We start from the raw sequence: 18,188 nt of genomic DNA, 5'->3' as shown, positions 1-18,188 counted from the left end.
CCCGCCGCTCTCGCTTTTCTGCGGTGACGTGAATCCAGGAAGCGATGAGTTCCTGGAAGTCGGGGGTGTGTCATGAGCAGCGCGAATCGAACTGTTTGCTGGGTAACGGGGGCGTCGAGCGGAATCGGTCTTGCAATAGCGGAAGCACTTGTACAAGACGGGCATTTTGTTGTGATTTCTGCCAGGGGTGAAGCAGCGCTTGCGCAAGCGCTAGAACGCTTGCACACCCTAAGTCCGAACGCTGCTGCTGTAAGCGTTGATGTGACATCTTTCGATGCGGTTCGTAGTGCTGTAGCCCAAATCGAATCTGACTACGGGCCGGTAAGTATCCTAGTGGCGAATGCTGGGATGAACGTGGCGGCTCGCGCATGGGGAGAGCTCTCCAGTTCAGATTTCGATCAGGTCACGCAGATCAATTTGAACGGCGTCTACTACACGATCGACGCGGTGCTCCCATCGATGCGAGCGCTTAAGAGCGGGTTGGTAATCAACATCGCCTCGTGGGCCGGTCGGTTCGTGTCGGCCAAGCCAGGACCTTCCTATAGCGCGGCCAAGGCAGCGGTGATCGCGTTGACCACCAGCCTCAATGCCTCTGAATACCAACACGGTATCCGAGCCTGTGCGCTGTCTCCTGCAGAAGTCGCAACGCCTGCCATGTCGCGTCGCAAAGTGCCACCCACCGAGGCGGCTTTGTCGAAGATGCTCAAACCTGAGGATATCGCCGCTGCGGTCAGGTTTGTCGCCAGTATGCCCCGTCATGTCTGTGTTAATGAGTTGGTAATTTCACCGGTTTGGAACGGGGCCTATGGCGCCCCGCAGCTCTAGGTGTACTTGACGGATTGCAGTGCAATTCAGTTCTGAAGAGGTATGTGATGGTTAGCCTGGCAGGCAGTATCGTTGCTGTTGTTACACCGATGCTTGAGAACGGAGGCGTCGACTACGAGTCCCTCGCGCGGCTTATCGAATGGCATATCGCCGAAGGAACACATGGCCTTTGCGTCGTGGGCACTACCGGCGAGTCCGCCATGCTTTCCGTCGAGGAGCACATTGAGGTATGTGCCTTCGCGGTTCGCCAGGTGGCTAGTCGCGTACCTGTTATCGCAGGGGCAGGTGCGAACTCAACCAGCGAAGCTATTGAGTTGACGGCGCTCGCTAAGAAGATTGGTGCGGACGCTGCGCTACATGTAGCTCCTTACTACGTTCGTCCTACGCAGGAAGGCATGTTTCAACATTTTCGAGCCGTCGCTCAGGCAGTAGACCTTCCTATTGTGCTCTACAACGTCCCTGCGCGAACCGGGGTAGATATTGGGGTTGAGCTAACTCTGAAGCTTGCATGTGAGCCAAGCATTATTGGTATCAAGGATGCTACCGGCAATATCGAGAGGGCTTCTGAAATTCTTCGCTATAGACCTAGCGGCTTTAGCTTGTATTCAGGTGATGACCCTACAGCTGTGGCGCTAATGCTACTTGGAGGGGAGGGGACGATAAGCGTTACTGCGAACGTTGCCCCCCGTCTAATGGCTCAGCTCTGTGAGCGCGCATTGGCAGGAGAGGCAAAAGCAGCGTCGGCGCTTAACTTGCAACTGATGCCTCTTCACCAAGCACTGTTCATCGAGAGCAGCCCATCGCCGACGAAATGGGCCCTTGGGGAGCTAGGCCTAATCAAGCCCCACTGCCGACTACCGCTGGTTCCGCTTTCTGAAAAGGCAAGGCCGGTTCTCGCATCCGCGATGCGAGATGCCGGGATCGTGAAAGTTAATCACACCTAATTTAACAAGGATTTAGCCAATGATCGTAGAAATGCGGACTTACACGCTTTTGCCCGGAAAACTTCGTGAATGGTTACCGTTTTTTGAAAAAGAGCGCTTTCCAATTCAGAAAAAACATTTAGGCAATCTGGTGGGTTACTACACGACTGACACGGGTGAACTTAATCAAATCGTGCAGCTCTGGGCGTACGAAAATTACGCTGATCGTGAAGCCCGTCGTAAGGCGCTCTGGTCTGATCCAGAGTGGACGGATCCATCCAAATCGACCATCAGCGTGATGCAGAAGCAAGAAAGCAAAATCCTGCTGCCCACTGCATTTTCCCCATCTCATTTCTAAACGAGGCGACTCGCTATAGCGGTAAGTGCATCAGCGACGACAGAGGATATGCAGCAATGACGCTTAAAGCTCTGGGTTATTTGGGAGTCGATACTACCGACTCCTCGGGTTGGAAGGATTATGGCTCTCGCTTTCTTGGGCTCCAGCTCACCGAAACGGTGAGTGATGGTATGTCCTTCAGGATGGATGACCGTAAGCAACGGTTGACCGTCAACGAAGCGAACCGCAACGGTCTTGGCTTCATGGGGTGGGAGGTTGCCGACGCTGCGGCTCTGGATCAATTTGCAGTGCGTTTGGAGCGGGCACAGGTACGCGTCAATCGCGGGTCGCGCTCGCTTTGTGAGCAAAGGCAGGTTCGGGACTTGATTGTTTTTTCAGATCCCATTGGCAATCGCATTGAGGTCTATCACGGATTGGCTGAGGCAGGAACGCCCTTCATTCCAGGACGTACGATGCAAGGTTTCCGGACTGGGGACATGGGCATTGGCCATGTGGTCCTCACCGTACCAAGCGCCAAGGATATTTTGCCGTTTTACCGTGACCTTTTGGGTTTTCATCTGAGTGACTATTTCGAGCGACCGTTCAAGGCGATCTTCCTGCATCTAAACCAACGTCACCATAGTCTGGCAATTCTGGAAACGGGCAAGGTTGGTATCCACCACCTCATGTTTGAAACCTTGAGTCTTGATGACGTCGGACAGGCCTACGACTTGGCGTTGGTGGATGAAGGGCGAATTGCAACGACGTTGGGAAGGCATACGAACGATCAGGTGGTTTCATTCTATGCAAAGAGCCCATCCGGGTTTCTGGTTGAGTGCGGTTGGGGCGGGCTGGTTATTGATCCCGAAACGTGGGAGCCCTATGAAGTCGTCCACGGGCCCAGTTTCTGGGGGCATGACCGCAACTGGCTGCCTCCAGAAGGCCAGGAAGAGGCTAGACGTATCAGGATGGCCGCCGCTCAAGATGGTGCACGTGCCAACGTAAACGTAATTGAAGGGTTGTACAACGCGACGCGAAAGTGATCCGTGTCAGCGTGCAGCATGAGTAAAAAATAACTCCGCTATCAATAACAAAATGGAGAATTCAAATGACTAATAAAATGCGTGCCGCTCGGCTTCACGATATCGGTTCCCCGATGAGTGTGGACGAAATCGATATTCCTACTCCTGACAGCGATGAAGTGCTTGTACGAGTAGAGTCGTGTGGTGTCGTGCCCAACCTTGGGAACGTGATCAAGAACTATCCAACCTGGTTTCCAGATCTGCCGCTGCCGAAGTTACCTGCCATTTTCGGTTTGGACCCTGCCGGTACCGTTGTCGGGGTCGGAAAACGCGTTTTCAACTTTAAAGAGGGCGATAGGGTTTATGTAAATCCGGCTCGGTTCTGTGGCACATGCCGCTGCTGCCGCAAGGGTGATCCCCTGAGCTGCGAGCGCTTCGGCTACTCGGGTTATTTCGGTTTTTCGCCCGAGGCGAATGATCTTTTGAAGCACTACCCCTACGGTGGCTTCTCGCAGTTTATGACAGCTCCCCAATATAGCCTTGTGAAGCTGCCAGATAATGTAACGTTCGATCAGGCGGCGCGGTTCGGGTATCTGGGAACGGCGTACGCTGCTCTTAAGCGTGGTAAAGCGGGCCCTGGTATGACTGTGTTGGTCAACGGTGCAAGCGGGACTCTTGGTCTTGGCGCTGTGCTATTGGCGCTAGCGCTTGGCGTCACTCGTATCTTTGCTGTCGCCAGGGATAAGGCGCTTCTGGAGCAAGTTCGCCAGTTAGCCCCTCAGCGAATCGAAACATTCTCAACGTCTGACGGCAACTCCTTGTCAGAGTGGGCCTTTTCTAATACCAACGGAGCAGGGGTTGATCTCGTTGTCGACACCTTGGGGCCGGGAGCGCCTGCAAGCGCAGTCACTGATGCGATCGATTGCCTGCATCGTGGTGCGCAAGCTGTGCATGTGGGTGGTGTGTCTGAGTTGGTTCCGATGAATCTGTTCAAGCTAATGGCAGCCCAGGTTCAGTGGCTGGGTTCTAACTGGTTCACAGCCGGCCAGGGACAGGATATTGCTGACATGGCGGAGCGAGGCGTTCTCGATCTGTCGGTATTCGAGACGACTGGTTTTGGGCTGAGCCGCATCAACGAAGCCTTGGATTCCATAGCCGGGCGACATGGTGGATTCACTAATTTCGTTATAAACCCGCAAGCGTAAGTGCGCTCCCTACGGCCGATTCAACATCGGCCGCAGGGATTCCAGAACAATCATTGACGAGAAAATGCCAGCGCCTCAGGTTAATATTGTTCTTGCATGCTAGTATGTGAGTAGGCATGATGATTTCACCAACAACAAAAGCGTACGCATGACGACGAGCGCTACTCGCCCTTTTTAGGGTATCGATGCAGCCTTCACTGCATTCGACTTGGGCCGTCGTTAGTGTGCCGAAAACCTTCGGGTTTTTTAGCGCATGACAAGGTGCATGGCTATGAGCGTTTTCCTCCACTGTCTGTCACACACACCTCTGGTCGGCTTAGTCGACCCTTCCCCCGATGTTCTGGCAGAAATTAATGCCGAGATTAATTCGGCCCGTCAGCAGATCGAAGCTTTCGATCCTGAACTTGTAATCCTGTTTGCTCCTGACCATTACAACGGTTTCTTTTACGACATCATGCCGTCCTTTTGCATCGGTACTGCTGCAGAAGCCATCGGCGATTTTGGATCTGCTGCGGGTGTCATCTCAGTGCCAGCTCGGGAAGCTGAGGAACTCGCTTTTGCGGTGTTAGCTGCGGGAGTAGATGCTGCAGTTTCTTATCGCATGCAGGTCGATCACGGTTTCGCCCAACCACTCGATTTTCTGCTAGGCGGGTTAGATCGGTATCCCACGATTCCGATTTTCATCAATTGCCTTGCGCGCCCCATGCCGAGTTTTCAGCGGGTTCGAATGTTCGGTGAAGCAGTGGGGGCTTATGCCGCCAAAACCGACAAGCGTGTTCTGTTTCTGGGATCTGGCGGTTTGTCTCATCAGCCCCCGGTACCTGAGCTGGCAACTGCAAACTCGCATCTGCGAGAGCGTTTGTTAGGTGGGGGCAGGAACCTGCCGCTAGATGAGCGGGAGGCTCGAACGCAGCGGGTTATCAACGCTGCTCTTCTGTTTATCGATGATCAGAATTCCCTCCATCCGCTAAACCCGACATGGGATCGCTATTTTCTCGACACCCTTCAAGCCGGTGATTTGCGTGAGCTTGATGGCATCGGTGATGACGAACTCTCAGCCATAGCGGGCAAATCCACTCACGAGGTCAAAGCCTGGGTGGCTGCATTCGCCGCCATGACGGCTTATGGCTCTTATCAAACGAGTAACCGCTATTACCGACCGATCCCAGAGTGGATTGCGGGCTTCGGTGCTTTGAGCGCTCGTCCAATCGCGGATTAAGCGAATTTGAGTTTTTTCCTCTCCTGCGTCTTATCGCAAGAGCCCATCTCCTGATCATATGAGGAAGAAGAGATGACGTCTGCCAAGCAAACCTTCACCAATGAAAACACCAGCAAACTGGTTCGCGTCAAAGAAGGCGAACATGAGTTTCAACTGCACTATAACGATGCTGGTGACGGGGCTGAAACAATCATCATGCTCCACGGCTCGGGTCCTGGCGCCAGCGGTTGGGCAAATTTCAATCGCAACATCGACACGTTTGTAGACGCAGGTTTTCGCGTCATTTTGATGGACTGTCCGGGCTGGAGCAAAAGCGATCCCGTGGTCTGCACTGGCTCACGCTCCCATCTTAATGCTGCTGCGCTTAAAGGGTTTGTCAACGCACTTGGGCTTGACCGCGTCCACCTGGTAGGCAATTCGATGGGTGGCCACACAGCAGTCGCTTTTGCGTTGGACAACCCTGAGCGGGTGGGCAAGTTGGTCTTGATGGGCGGTGGTACTGGTGGAGCGAGTTCCTTCGTGCCAATGCCCACAGAGGGCATCAAGCTGATCCAGAGCGTCTACCGCGAGCCCAATATCGAGAACCTCAAAAAAATGATGAAGGTGTTCGTCTACGACAGCAGTGCGCTGACTGACGAACTATTCCAAGGCCGCCTGGATAATATGCTGAGCCAGCGCGAGCACTTGGACAACTTTGTCAAAAGTATCGACGCAAACCCTAAGCAATTTCCAGACTTCGGCCATCGCCTTGGTGAAATCAAAGCCGAGACCTTCGTCATTTGGGGGCGTAACGATCGCTTCGTCCCGATGGATACCGGACTGCGCTTGATTGCTGGTATTTCGAACTCCGAATTGCACGTTTTCAACAACTGCGGGCACTGGGCGCAGTGGGAGCATGCTGACAAGTTCAACCGCATGGTTTTGGACTTCCTCAACCATTAATCGCTTACCTGGTGTCGGCGACTATGGTTCCTTCAGTCCCGACACCCAACACCCCGATGTCCCACACGCACAGCATCGGGTGATTCGTACAGCGCGCAATTACGAGGTGTCTTATGAATGTGACCCAGCAGACTCTAGAGCAATTAGCGGGAGCTTTGCGCCAGGCTGAAAGCAGTGGTGAGGCAATTGAGCCTCTACGTGATCAGATTGGTCTTGATAACCGGGAAGCGGCGTACGCCATTCAGCGATTGAACGTGGCCCACGCCATTGCAGCTGGTCGGCGGGTCATCGGTCGCAAGATCGGCTTAACAAATAAACAGGTTCAGGCCCAGCTAGGGGTCGATCAACCCGACTTTGGCACGTTGTTCGCCGACATGTGTTATGGCGATAACGAAGTCGTTCCCTACGCAAGCCTACTGCAACCAAAAATTGAAGCTGAGATCGCTCTGGTTTTGGAGTCTGACCTGCCTCGAGTGGATACCACATTTGCAGATGTCCTGGCCGCTACCGGGTGGGTGCTTCCTGCGCTCGAAATTGTAGGTAGTCGTATTCAAGGCTGGAATATCCGCTTTGTCGACACGGTGGCTGACAACGCTTCAAGTGGATGTTTCGTATTGGGCGGCCCAGCACGGCGATTAGACGGTTTGGATTTGCGTGAAGCACAAATGGAAATGACCCGAAATGGTGAGTCAGTTTCAATAGGTAGCGGCGCGCAATGTCTGGGACATCCGTTGAATGCTGCGGTATGGCTAGCTCGCACCATGGCTCAGCTTGGTGAGCATTTGAAAGCAGGTGACATCATTCTTACAGGGGCGCTAGGGCCGATGGTGCAAGTAGCTGCCGGTGATCGGTTCGAAGCAACGATTAGCGGCGTCGGTAATGTAGCGGTGGAATTCAGCGCTGGTTGATTTCGCACCTAAGAGATGAGAGAGCAAAAAAACATGAAAAAGCTCAAAGTGGCAATTGTCGGCTCCGGCAACATCGGTACGGATCTGATGATTAAGATCATGCGTAATGCCAAGCACCTGGAAATGGGCGCTATGGTTGGTATCGATCCTAATTCTGACGGACTCGCTCGAGCGGCACGCTTAGGCGTCGTCGTTACGCACGAGGGCGTAGAAGGCCTGACTAAGCTTCCGATATTTCCCGAGATCGATTTTGTCTTTGATGCGACGAGTGCCGGCGCTCACGTGAAGAACGATGCATTCCTGCGTAGCATCAAACCAGGTATCCGCTTGATTGACCTGACTCCTGCTGCCATTGGGCCATATTGCATTCCCGTAGTGAACCTTGAGCAGAACTTAAATGCGCTCAACGTCAACATGGTCACCTGCGGTGGCCAAGCGACCATCCCGATGGTGGCGGCGGTATCGCGAGTGGCAAAGGTTCACTACGCCGAGATCGTTGCATCTATCGCTAGCAAGTCCGCTGGGCCGGGTACGCGTGCGAATATCGATGAGTTCACTGAAACCACCTCCCAGGCTATCGAGGCTGTTGGTGGGGCCGCTCGCGGTAAGGCCATCATCGTAATGAACCCGGCAGAGCCCCCTTTGATGATGCGAGATACAGTTTTCGTTCTGTCGGAAGCTGCGGATAAAGCCCAGATCGAAGCGTCGGTCGAAGAGATGGTCGCTGCAGTACAAGCATACGTTCCGGGCTATCGCTTGAAGCAAAAGGTTCAGTTCGATGAAATCTCGGAACAGGCGCCGTTGAATATTCCTGGGCTAGGAAAATTTCATGGACTCAAGACTTCCATTTTTCTGGAAGTCGAAGGCGCTGCGCATTACCTGCCGTCCTACGCGGGCAACCTCGACATCATGACATCCGCTGCGTTGGCAACTGCAGAGCGCATGGCCCATTCAATGACGAGCGTCTGAGGAATATTCAATGAGCATCGATCTGAATAAGAAACTCTACATATCTGACGTTACTCTGCGCGACGGCAGTCATGCGATTCGTCATCAGTACAGCATCCAGAATGTTCAGGACATTGCCCGAGCGCTGGATAAAGCCAAAGTCGACTCCATTGAGGTGGCCCACGGTGACGGTCTTCAGGGCTCAAGCTTTAACTACGGTTTTGCGGCGCACACCGACCTTGAGTGGATTGAGGCTGCGGCTGACGTCATTACCCACGCGAAAATCGCGACCTTGTTACTGCCAGGCATTGGGACTGTCCATGACCTCAAGGCAGCCTACAACGCTGGCGCTCGTGTCGTTCGTGTGGCCACCCATTGCACCGAAGCGGATGTTTCCAAGCAGCATATCGAGTTTGCGCGTGAGCTAGGGATGGATACCGTTGGCTTCCTTATGATGAGCCACATGATCGAGCCGGCAAAATTGGCCGAGCAGGCAAAGCTGATGGAGAGCTACGGTGCGACATGCGTTTACATGGCTGACTCCGGCGGCGCCATGAATATGCAGGATATCCGGGATCGGTTCCGCGCTTTCAAAGCAGTGCTCAAACCTGAGACTCACACCGGCATGCATGCTCACCATAACCTCTCACTGGGCGTAGCTAACTCCATTACCGCAGTGGAAGAGGGGTGTGACCGAATCGACGCCAGTCTTGCTGGTATGGGGGCAGGCGCAGGTAACGCGCCGTTAGAGGTTTTTATCGCGGCAGCTGAGCGATTGGGCTGGAACCATGGCACTGATCTGTACACCTTAATGGATGCTGCAGACGATATCGTCCGACCTCTACAAGACCGCCCAGTACGTGTCGACCGTGAGACTCTGGCTCTGGGCTATGCCGGGGTCTATTCCAGTTTCCTGCGACACGCCGAAGTGGCTGCCGCAAAGTATGGCTTGAAGACCATCGACATCCTGGTCGAGCTTGGCAAACGCCGTATGGTCGGCGGTCAGGAAGACATGATCGTCGATGTCGCTCTGGATCTCTTGAAGCGTTAAAAAACGGCCGCCTTTAAAGCGGCCTTTTGCTCAATGACAACAATAACAATTGGGTTACTGATATGAACGTCTGCCAATTATTCATTGGTGATAAAGACCGGCACCGCATTTTATTTCGACCGCGTCTTTGTCTCGCAAAAACAGCTGTGTCGGCTACGTCGCACCGGAGGTTAGGTAATGTCTAATCTACCGAGTAACACAGCCCGCGGCGGGCTCGTCATCACCATTGCACTGTGCTTCATGGTTGCCCTAATGGAGGGTTTGGATCTTCAGGCACCGGGGATTGCAGCCCAGGGAATGATGTCTGTATTTAGTATAGACAAGCTCCATATGGGCTGGGTTTTTAGTGCGGGTGTGATGGGAATGCTACCGGGTGCTTTTTTAGGCGGCCGGTTGGCGGATCGATATGGACGCAAGTATGTGCTCATGGCCTCTGTCGCCCTATTTGGTGTTTTTTCTTTGGTGACAGCAGAAGCGTGGGACTTCAACTCGCTCATTGCGGCGCGTTTTCTCACCGGTGCCGGTCTAGGAGCTTCTCTGCCCAATCTCATTGCATTGACCTCAGAGGTCGCTGGTCCCAAGTTTCGTGGCACCGCAGTGAGCATGATGTATTGCGGCGTACCCTTGGGGGCAGCCGGAGCTGCGCTGTTTGGCGTTAACGATTTTGGTTTAGGGTGGCAACTGGTCTTCTATGTCGGCGGTATCGTTCCTTTGTTGATCGTGCCTTTGCTAGCAGTTTACCTACCCGAATCGAAAGCTTTTTCTGGAACGATGCAGGACACGTTAAGGGTTTCAACGCTGCTTTTTGCAAAGGGCAATGCTAAACCCACGTTACTGCTGTGGGCGAGCTTCTTCTTTACATTGATGGTGACGTACATCTTGATCAACTGGCTGCCGAGCCTTTTGGTTGCTCAGGGATTCTCGGGCAAAAATGCCAGTTGGGTTGTTCTCACGATGCAGCTTGGCGCCACAATCGGCACGCTGATGCTCGGTATGTTGATGGACAGAGTGCCGACTTGGGTAATGTCACTCATCATCTATATAGGCATGCTCGTAGCGTTGATGGGGCTGTACGTATCCACTACGCTGATCGGAATGCTTGTGGCTGGTTTTCTTGCGGGTATTTTCACCACTGGAGGCCAAAGTGTGTTGTATGCCCTGGCACCTTTATTTTATCCCGTAAAGGGCAGAGCTACCGGCGTCGGGACCGCCGTGGCGATAGGCAGGCTAGGTGCAATGAGTGGGCCCTTGGTCGCAGGTAAAATGCTGGCTCTTGGCACTGGCACTGCCGGTGTGATGCTCTCCTGTATGCCAGGGATAGTGGTGGCGGCTGTATCTCTTTGCTATTTGTCGGTGGTAAAAAGTGGTACATCCTTCGCGACGCCGGACTCGGACACACCGGTCGTTCAATCATCAGAAACTCAGGCTTCTACCTAGATAAATCTGATTTACGATTAATATTCTTGCATGCTAGCATGCAAGAAATCAGGGCTCAGATTGATCGCTGCCAATCCTGAAGTCGATCCCAGGATTGGCCAGATGCTCTAGTCAGACAATAACTACAAGCCTGTCGTAATGGAGACAACAATAATGAACAATTCCCAGCACTTCGATACTGACGTTTTGGTTGTGGGAACAGGTCCTGCCGGCGCCACCACAGCACTCGCTCTAGCCACCTATGGAGTAAGAGTGCGAGTTGTCACCATGTTCAATTACTTGGCCAACTCCCCGCGTGCTCACATTACGAATCAACGGGCCATGGAGGTCTTCCGTGACCTGGGTGTTGAAGATGTAGTCAAGAAACACGCGACGCCGTGGGAGCTAATGGGAGACGCCCTAATCACCACCAGCTTGGCTGGTGAAGAGATTGCTCGGATGAGATCCTGGGGGTCAGGTGATGCACGCAAAGGCGATTACATCAAAGGCAGCCCATGCCCAATGGCTGATATCGTCCAACCGCTCATGGAACCTATTCTGGTTCAACACGCCGCTGAGCGTGGCGCGCAATTCTCGTTTAACACCGAGTACCTCAATCACGTCCAAGATGCGGACGGCGTTACGGTCACCCTCAAAGACCTACTCACGGAGCGCGAGTACACGATTCGTGTCCGTTACTTGGTGGGAGCGGATGGCGCGCGCTCGAAAATCGTCGAGCACATAGGCCTGCCTATCGAAGGGGAGATGGCTCGAGCAGGAACTGCCTATGTTGTTTTTAACGCCGATCTAAGCCGGTATGTTGCCCATCGCCCGAGTGTGCTGCAGTGGATTGCGAATCCTGTTGCTGGCTTTGGCGAGATTGGCATGGGCTTGCTTCGCGCGGTCAAGCCTTGGAGTCAATGGATCGCCGGTTGGGGCTTCGACATGGCGAAGGGCGAACCTGATTTTTCACCAGAACATGTTCTGCAGCGTATCCGTACTCTTGTGGGTGATCCTGAACTCGAAGTAGAGATAGTCAGGAACAGCACCTGGTACGTTAATCAGGCATACGCGTCCTTCTACTCCAACGGTCGGGTGCATTGCGGCGGTGATGCCGTGCATCGTCATCCGCCATCAAGCGGGTTGGGTTCGAATACTTCGGTGCAGGACGGCTTCAACCTTGCTTGGAAACTGGCTTACGTCATTAAGGGCTACGCGAATCAATCCCTGCTGGACTCCTACACTCTTGAGCGTCAACCCGTAGGAAAACAAATTGTCACGCGGGCCAACCAATCACGAGCGGATTACGGGCTTTTCAAAGAATGCTTCAAAATGAACCAGGGCGTGGACACCGTCGACAAATTGCTTAAGCGTATGCGCGAACCGACTGCGGAAGGCGCGAAAACTCGCGAGCTTCTTCAGAAGGCTCTCGAGCTCAAGGATTATGAGTTCAACGCTCAGGGCGTAGAGCTGAATCAACGCTATGAATCCGATGCAGTTGTTGTTGACGAGGCCGCCGGTGAAGAGGTTTGGGCTCAAGATAAACAACTCTTCCTGCAAGCGACTACTCGGCCTGGTGCGAAGATTCCCCATGCCTGGCTCGTCGATAAAAACGGACTGAGGACGTCAACACTTGACGTAACAGGCAAGGGCAAATTCTCTCTGGTCACCGGTCTTTCCGGTCAGGCCTGGGTCAGTGCAGCGAAGGAACTCAATCTTCCCTATCTACGCACAGTCGTGACAGGTGAAAAGGGTACTGCTGACGCCTATTTCGATTGGCAGCGCGTGCGAGAGATTGACGAGGCTGGAGCGATCCTGGTTCGCCCTGATGGCTACATTGCATGGCGTCAATCGGAGGCAGTTTGGAGCGTTGAGGGGGCGATTACTCAACTTCAGGGTGCTTTGGAGAAAGTCCTGGGTACAGCCTGATTTTGAAGGGGCCTAGTGTGCCCCTTTTATCAGTTTTTCGCAGACCTAACGCTTAAGGCTGTCGCAAGAGGCAGTGAGGGGATCGATCGTATGCAGCATATTGTTGGTAAGAATTTCATCGCAGGAAGTCGCAGTGGTATAGGCGCTGCTTCATTACGCAGTATCGAAGCAGCTACCGGTGAGGAATTGGATTGCGTTTTCTTCCAGGCAACACCTCAAGAGGTGGACGAAGCGGCCTGTGCAGCTCAGGATGCCTTTCCTATTTTTCGAAACCTTTTGCCATCTAGAAGGGCTGAGTTTTTAGAAGCAATCGCAGAAGAGCTCGATTTCCTGGACGATGACTTCATCTCCATCGTTAGCCGGGAAACGGCACTACCTGCGGCGCGAATCCAGGGCGAGCGAGCTCGTACGAGCAATCAAATGCGGATGTTCGCGAAACTTTTAGGTAGAGGCGATTACCTCGGGGCTCGTATCGATCGTGCTTTGCCAGAGCGTAAGCCCGCTCCTCGAGTTGACCTTCGTCAATATCGAATTGGGGTCGGACCCGTTGCGGTATTTGGAGCAAGTAACTTTCCACTGGCGTTCTCGACCGCCGGTGGTGATACCGCTGCAGCATTGGCAGCAGGTTGCCCGGTAATCGTAAAAGCTCACAGCGGACATATGGCCACGGCCGATCTTGTGGGGTGCGCGATTGAGCGCGCGGCAAAGCGCACCGGAATGCCTCAAGGTGTTTTCAACATGATTTTCGGCTCAAGGGTCGGCGAAGCCCTGGTTAAGCACCCGGCTGTTCAAGCAGTTGGTTTTACGGGTTCACTGTCAGGTGGTACCGCACTCTGCAAGATTGCCTCTGAACGTGCCCAGCCTATTCCGGTGTTCGCCGAGATGTCGAGCATCAACCCTGTGTTCGTACTTCCTGAGGCACTTAAGATCCGTGGCGCAGCAATCGCCAATGAGCTTGGTGATTCAGTGACGCTGGGGGCAGGGCAGTTCTGCACTAATCCTGGTTTGGTTATCGGTTTGAAATCGCCAGAGTTCTCGCGCTTCATTGAGTATTTAGTACATCGGCTTAGCCAAGCTCCCGCCCAGACCATGCTTAACGCTGGAGGATTAAGCAGCTATAGCCAAGGCGTCCATAAGCTGCACGCCCACTCAGGAGTCACGCATCTTGCCGGTAGACCTCAAGCCGCCGGTGTGGCTGAGGCCCAACTTTTCAAGGCCGATGCGGCGCTGTTGATAGACGGCGATTCCTTACTTCAGGAAGAGGTATTTGGGCCGACCACTATATTGGTGGAAGCTGCAAATACTCATGAGCTGCGAGCTGTCTTAAAAGCGATTCGGGGGCAACTAACAGCCACCCTGATCGCTGAAGGTTCTGACTTGTCAGAGCATGAGTGGTTGGTGCCAATGCTCGAAGAGAAGGTGGGGCGTATTCTTGTTAACGGCTATCCCACGGGAGTCGAGGTATGCGATGCGATGGTGCATGGCGGGCCATTCCCTGCTACATCAGATGCTCGGGGAACCTCAGTAGGGACGGCCGCCATAGATCGATTCCTGAGGCCAGTGTGCTATCAGAATTATCCAGATGCTCTTCTGCCTGACGCGCTAAAAAATGCGAATCCTTTGGGCATAAATCGTCTGGTCGATGGTGTTTGGTCATCTGCCGCAATATAGAATTTTAAGCGTTTCTGAGCCCATAGGCACGCCTGATTACAAACTTGGCGTGCCGCGATTGGGCGCCATCCTTAAAGCAGATGACGAATACATGGTAGCCGACCGGTAGCGATCTTCCTGACCTCGACGCCATACGCGGCTTCACTTCATGAACTATCTAAAATACTGGACGAATTGGACACTAATTTGCGCTTTTTCTAGTGTTTTTTTGAAAGGATGATGTCTAGCAATTCCAACCTGAACCCGGGGAAAAGACATGATAGAGCTGCGCCCATTTGATCAACTTGGTAGCGATAACCACGGGTGGCTGAACGCGAAACATCACTTTTCATTCGCGAGCTACTACGATCCTAATCGCATGAACTGGGGGCGCCTGCTTGTCTGGAACGACAACATAATTGCGCCCAATTCAGGCTTTCCTTCTCACCCCCACAAGGATATGGAAATCATAACCTACGTTAGCGAAGGGGCGATTACCCACCAGGACAACTTAGGTAACAGAGGGCGAACGGTTGCTGGAGACGTCCAGGTCATGAGTGCCGGCACTGGTATCGCCCATAGTGAATACAATCTTGAGCCAGGTGTCACCAAGACCTTCCAGATATGGATCCAGCCAGACCAGGCCGGTATGCCGCCATCTTGGGGGACACGTCCGTTTCCTAAAGGTGTTTCAGCAGGGCGTTTTGTGACCTTGGCCAGTGGGCTCGAAGGGGACGTGGACGCGTTGCCTATTCGCTGTAACGCGCGTCTTGTTGCAGCAACGCTGCAAGAGGGCCAGAGCGCCCGCTATGCAATCGACCCTCTTCGCTTAGCATATTTGGTCGTGGCCAAGGGCAGCATTAAGTTGAATGATAAAATTCTGAAGGAGGGCGATGGTGCGGCCGTTAGAGATGAAAGCCTGCTGGACGTCAATGCTCTTGAGCACAGCGAAGTCGTAATGGTGGACATTGCGTGAAATAGTCGCCGCCGAAATCGTGTCATACAGGGTCAGCTTTTATGCTTGCATGCTAGAATATTAGTGGTGCATCATCACTGCGCATAAAAATAATAGATTGCATGAGAGATAGGCTGATCTGATCCTCCTTAGCTAAGGATTGTCTCACTCGCGGGACAACGGGCTCGGCTCACCACTCAACATAAATCCTGTGAGTGGATCATCTTTTCATGTGTTTCAGAGAGAACCTAGGGCGCTCCAGATGCGCCTCACCAGGTGTCTACAGATGACGAATAGCCGAGCTCCGTGCTTTAGTTCGAGATTAGAAAAGTCCTCTCACTACTCACTTTGTAGTCTGTTTTGTAAAACGCTGAGCCAGCGTTGGATTTCCTCAGCAATTCGTACAACAACTCGACCAAGATCCTCGCGCAACCGTCGCCTGGCCAGGTCTGTTTCTCCCTCTCTATCCCAGCTCGCCTAAATCAAAAGGTATCTCTGCGTCTGCTACTCATTGAGTCGCATGGTGCTCTGTCATTTTGTTACGGAGATATACGTGAAAATCGGTGTTCCTCTCGAAACCCAGACCGGTGAAACGCGGGTGGCTGCTACCCCGGAAACCATCAAGAAGCTGATCGGCCAGGGCCACAAGGTCACGGTGCAAAGCGGAGCAGGCGCCAAGGCCAGCATCGTCGACAGCGCCTATGAAACGGCAGGTGCAACCATTGGCAGCGCCAGCGAAGCGTTTGGCGCCGAGCTGATTCTCAAGGTGGTTGCCCCCAGCGACAACGAACTGGCGATGATCAAAAGCGGCACCGTGTTGGTGGGCATGCTCAACCCGTTCAGCAACGAAACCATTGCCAAGCTGGCCGAGCAAGGCATCACTGCCTTTGCGCTGGAAGCTGCGCCACGTACCTCGCGGGCCCAGAGCCTCGACGTGCTGTCTTCCCAGGCCAACATCGCCGGCTATAAAGCCGTGTTGCTGGCCGCCCATCATTACCCGCGCTTCATGCCGATGCTCATGACCGCCGCCGGTACGGTCAAAGCCGCGCGCGTGCTGATCCTCGGCGCCGGTGTTGCAGGCCTTCAAGCCATCGCCACGGCGAAACGCCTGGGCGCGGTGATCGAAGCATCCGACGTGCGTCCTGCGGTAAAAGAGCAGATCGAATCCCTTGGCGCCAAGTTCGTCGACGTCCCCTACGACACCGACGAAGAACGTGAATGCTCCGTCGGTGTCGGCGGCTACGCGCGCCCGATGCCCAGCAGCTGGATGCAACGCCAGGCCCTGGCCGTGCACGAACGCGCCAAGCAGGCCGACATCGTCATCACCACCGCCCTGATCCCCGGCCGCAAGGCGCCGACGCTGCTCAGCGCCGACACCGTCGCGCAGATGAAGCCCGGCTCGGTGGTCATCGACCTCGCTGCCGCCCAGGGCGGCAATTGCCCGCTGACCGTCGCCGACCAGGTGGTGGTGGAGAACGGCGTAATCATCTGCGGCCCGACCAACCTCGCCGGCGCCGTCGCTGCCGACGCGTCAGCCTTGTATGCGCGCAACCTGCTGGACTTCCTGAAGCTGGTCTTCACCAAGGAAGGGCAGTTTGAAATCAACCTCGAAGACGACATCGTCGCCGCGTGCCTGATGTGCCGCGACGGCCAAGCCATCCGCAAAAACGCCTAAGCAGGGATTCAGACGATGGAAGAGCTTATCTCCCCCGGTATCTACAACCTGATCATCTTTGTGCTGGCGATTTATGTCGGTTACCACGTGGTCTGGAACGTGACACCCGCGCTGCACACGCCGTTGATGGCCGTAACCAACGCCATTTCGGCAATCGTGATCGTCGGCGCCATGCTCGCCGCCGCCCTCACGGTCACACCGCTGGGCAAGACCATGGGCACCCTGGCTGTGGCCCTGGCGGCGGTCAATGTGTTTGGTGGTTTCCTGGTCACCCGGCGAATGCTTGAGATGTTCAAGAAAAAAGCCCCGAAAGTAAAAGAAGAGGCGCCCAAGTAATGAGCATGAACCTCGTCACGACGCTCTACCTGATTGCGTCGATCTGCTTCATCCAGGCCCTCAAAGGCCTCTCGCACCCGACCACTTCGCGGCGCGGCAACCTGTTCGGCATGCTCGGCATGGCGCTGGCGGTACTCACCACCGTTGGCCTCATCTATAAGCTCGGCGCTGAGCTGGCGACGGCCGGTATCGGCTATGTGATCGTCGGCCTGCTGATCGGCGGCACCGCCGGCTCGGTCATGGCCAAGCGCGTCGAAATGACCAAGATGCCGGAACTGGTCGCGTTCATGCACAGCATGATCGGCCTGGCTGCGGTATTCATCGCCATCGCGGCGGTCGTCGAACCGCAATCGCTGGGTATCGTCAAGCACCTGGGCGACGCCATTCCTGCGGGCAACCGCCTGGAACTGTTCCTGGGTGCCGCCATCGGTGCAATTACCTTCTCCGGTTCGGTGATCGCTTTCGGCAAGCTCTCCGGCAAGTACAAGTTCCGCCTGTTCCAGGGCGCACCGGTGCAGTTCGGCGGCCAGCACAAGCTCAACCTGGTGCTGGGCCTGCTGACGCTGGGCCTGGGCCTGGCCTTCATGTTCACCGGCAACCTCACGGCCTTCGCCGTGATGCTGGCCCTGGCCTTTGTACTGGGCGTGCTGATCATCATCCCCATCGGCGGCGCCGACATGCCGGTGGTTGTCTCGATGCTCAACAGCTACTCCGGCTGGGCAGCGGCAGGGATCGGCTTCTCGCTGAACAACTCGATGCTGATCATCGCCGGCTCCCTGGTGGGCTCCAGCGGCGCGATCCTGTCGTACATCATGTGCAAGGCCATGAACCGCTCCTTCTTCAATGT

The 18,188-nt window shown here is 54.5% G+C and carries 17 protein-coding genes; all 17 read left to right on the top strand.

Features of this window, described 5'->3' with window-relative positions; translation table 11 throughout:
* Window positions 1–72: 72 nt before the first annotated feature.
* Window positions 73–825: an SDR family oxidoreductase gene (locus BFP93_RS09430; protein WP_058422013.1), complete on the top strand. Its 753-nt coding sequence runs from the start codon at window positions 73–75 to the stop codon at window positions 823–825.
* A gap of 47 nt (window positions 826–872) precedes the next feature.
* A complete protein-coding gene (gene dapA / locus BFP93_RS09425; protein ID WP_065892872.1) occupies window positions 873–1,769 on the top strand; it encodes a 4-hydroxy-tetrahydrodipicolinate synthase in 897 nt (298 codons plus the stop codon).
* Window positions 1,770–1,788: 19 nt separating this feature from the next.
* Window positions 1,789–2,106: an NIPSNAP family protein gene (locus BFP93_RS09420; RefSeq protein ID WP_017138683.1), complete on the top strand. Its 318-nt coding sequence runs from the start codon at window positions 1,789–1,791 to the stop codon at window positions 2,104–2,106.
* A gap of 56 nt (window positions 2,107–2,162) precedes the next feature.
* On the top strand, window positions 2,163–3,128 hold the full coding sequence (locus tag BFP93_RS09415) for a VOC family protein (protein WP_017138684.1): 966 nt from the start codon (window positions 2,163–2,165) through the stop codon (window positions 3,126–3,128).
* Between the two features lie 65 nt (window positions 3,129–3,193).
* Window positions 3,194–4,312 carry an alcohol dehydrogenase catalytic domain-containing protein gene (locus BFP93_RS09410; protein WP_065892871.1) on the top strand — a complete coding sequence of 373 codons (1,119 nt, stop codon included), beginning with the start codon at window positions 3,194–3,196 and terminating at the stop codon, window positions 4,310–4,312.
* Window positions 4,313–4,583: 271 nt separating this feature from the next.
* Entirely contained in the window at window positions 4,584–5,531 is a 948-nt protein-coding gene (locus tag BFP93_RS09405) for a 3-carboxyethylcatechol 2,3-dioxygenase (protein WP_065892893.1), read from the top strand.
* A 72-nt stretch (window positions 5,532–5,603) separates the two neighbouring features.
* Window positions 5,604–6,473, top strand: a complete 870-nt coding sequence (locus tag BFP93_RS09400; RefSeq protein ID WP_065892870.1) for an alpha/beta fold hydrolase — start codon at window positions 5,604–5,606, stop codon at window positions 6,471–6,473.
* 113 nt (window positions 6,474–6,586) lie between these two features.
* On the top strand, window positions 6,587–7,381 hold the full coding sequence (gene mhpD / locus BFP93_RS09395; protein ID WP_065892869.1) for a 2-keto-4-pentenoate hydratase: 795 nt from the start codon (window positions 6,587–6,589) through the stop codon (window positions 7,379–7,381).
* Window positions 7,382–7,414: 33 nt separating this feature from the next.
* Window positions 7,415–8,350: an acetaldehyde dehydrogenase (acetylating) gene (locus BFP93_RS09390; RefSeq protein ID WP_065892892.1), complete on the top strand. Its 936-nt coding sequence runs from the start codon at window positions 7,415–7,417 to the stop codon at window positions 8,348–8,350.
* 10 nt (window positions 8,351–8,360) lie between these two features.
* Window positions 8,361–9,380 carry a 4-hydroxy-2-oxovalerate aldolase gene (dmpG, locus tag BFP93_RS09385; protein ID WP_065892868.1) on the top strand — a complete coding sequence of 340 codons (1,020 nt, stop codon included), beginning with the start codon at window positions 8,361–8,363 and terminating at the stop codon, window positions 9,378–9,380.
* Between the two features lie 177 nt (window positions 9,381–9,557).
* Window positions 9,558–10,817, top strand: a complete 1,260-nt coding sequence (mhpT, locus tag BFP93_RS09380; protein WP_065892867.1) for a 3-(3-hydroxy-phenyl)propionate transporter MhpT — start codon at window positions 9,558–9,560, stop codon at window positions 10,815–10,817.
* Window positions 10,818–10,970: 153 nt separating this feature from the next.
* Window positions 10,971–12,725 (top strand): FAD-dependent monooxygenase, encoded by a 1,755-nt coding sequence (locus BFP93_RS09375; RefSeq protein WP_058422020.1) that lies wholly within the window; start codon window positions 10,971–10,973, stop codon window positions 12,723–12,725.
* A 90-nt stretch (window positions 12,726–12,815) separates the two neighbouring features.
* Window positions 12,816–14,396: an aldehyde dehydrogenase (NADP(+)) gene (locus tag BFP93_RS09370; protein ID WP_065892891.1), complete on the top strand. Its 1,581-nt coding sequence runs from the start codon at window positions 12,816–12,818 to the stop codon at window positions 14,394–14,396.
* A 256-nt stretch (window positions 14,397–14,652) separates the two neighbouring features.
* The gene (locus BFP93_RS09365) at window positions 14,653–15,351 is read left to right on the top strand and encodes a pirin family protein (RefSeq protein WP_065892866.1); all 699 of its coding nucleotides are present in this window, start codon (window positions 14,653–14,655) and stop codon (window positions 15,349–15,351) included.
* Window positions 15,352–15,883: 532 nt separating this feature from the next.
* The gene (locus tag BFP93_RS09360; protein WP_065892865.1) at window positions 15,884–17,005 is read left to right on the top strand and encodes a Re/Si-specific NAD(P)(+) transhydrogenase subunit alpha; all 1,122 of its coding nucleotides are present in this window, start codon (window positions 15,884–15,886) and stop codon (window positions 17,003–17,005) included.
* 15 nt (window positions 17,006–17,020) lie between these two features.
* Window positions 17,021–17,341 (top strand): NAD(P) transhydrogenase subunit alpha, encoded by a 321-nt coding sequence (locus tag BFP93_RS09355; RefSeq protein ID WP_003187417.1) that lies wholly within the window; start codon window positions 17,021–17,023, stop codon window positions 17,339–17,341.
* Window positions 17,341–18,188: NAD(P)(+) transhydrogenase (Re/Si-specific) subunit beta (locus BFP93_RS09350; protein WP_141687952.1), on the top strand; the 848-nt coding region annotated here is incomplete at its 3' end. The genes BFP93_RS09355 and BFP93_RS09350, both read left to right, overlap by 1 nt.

The organism is Pseudomonas sp. 44 R 15 (assembly GCF_900004965.1).
GTDB lineage: Bacteria > Pseudomonadota > Gammaproteobacteria > Pseudomonadales > Pseudomonadaceae > Aquipseudomonas > Aquipseudomonas orientalis_A.
This window is presented reverse-complemented; position numbering and strand designations above follow the sequence as displayed.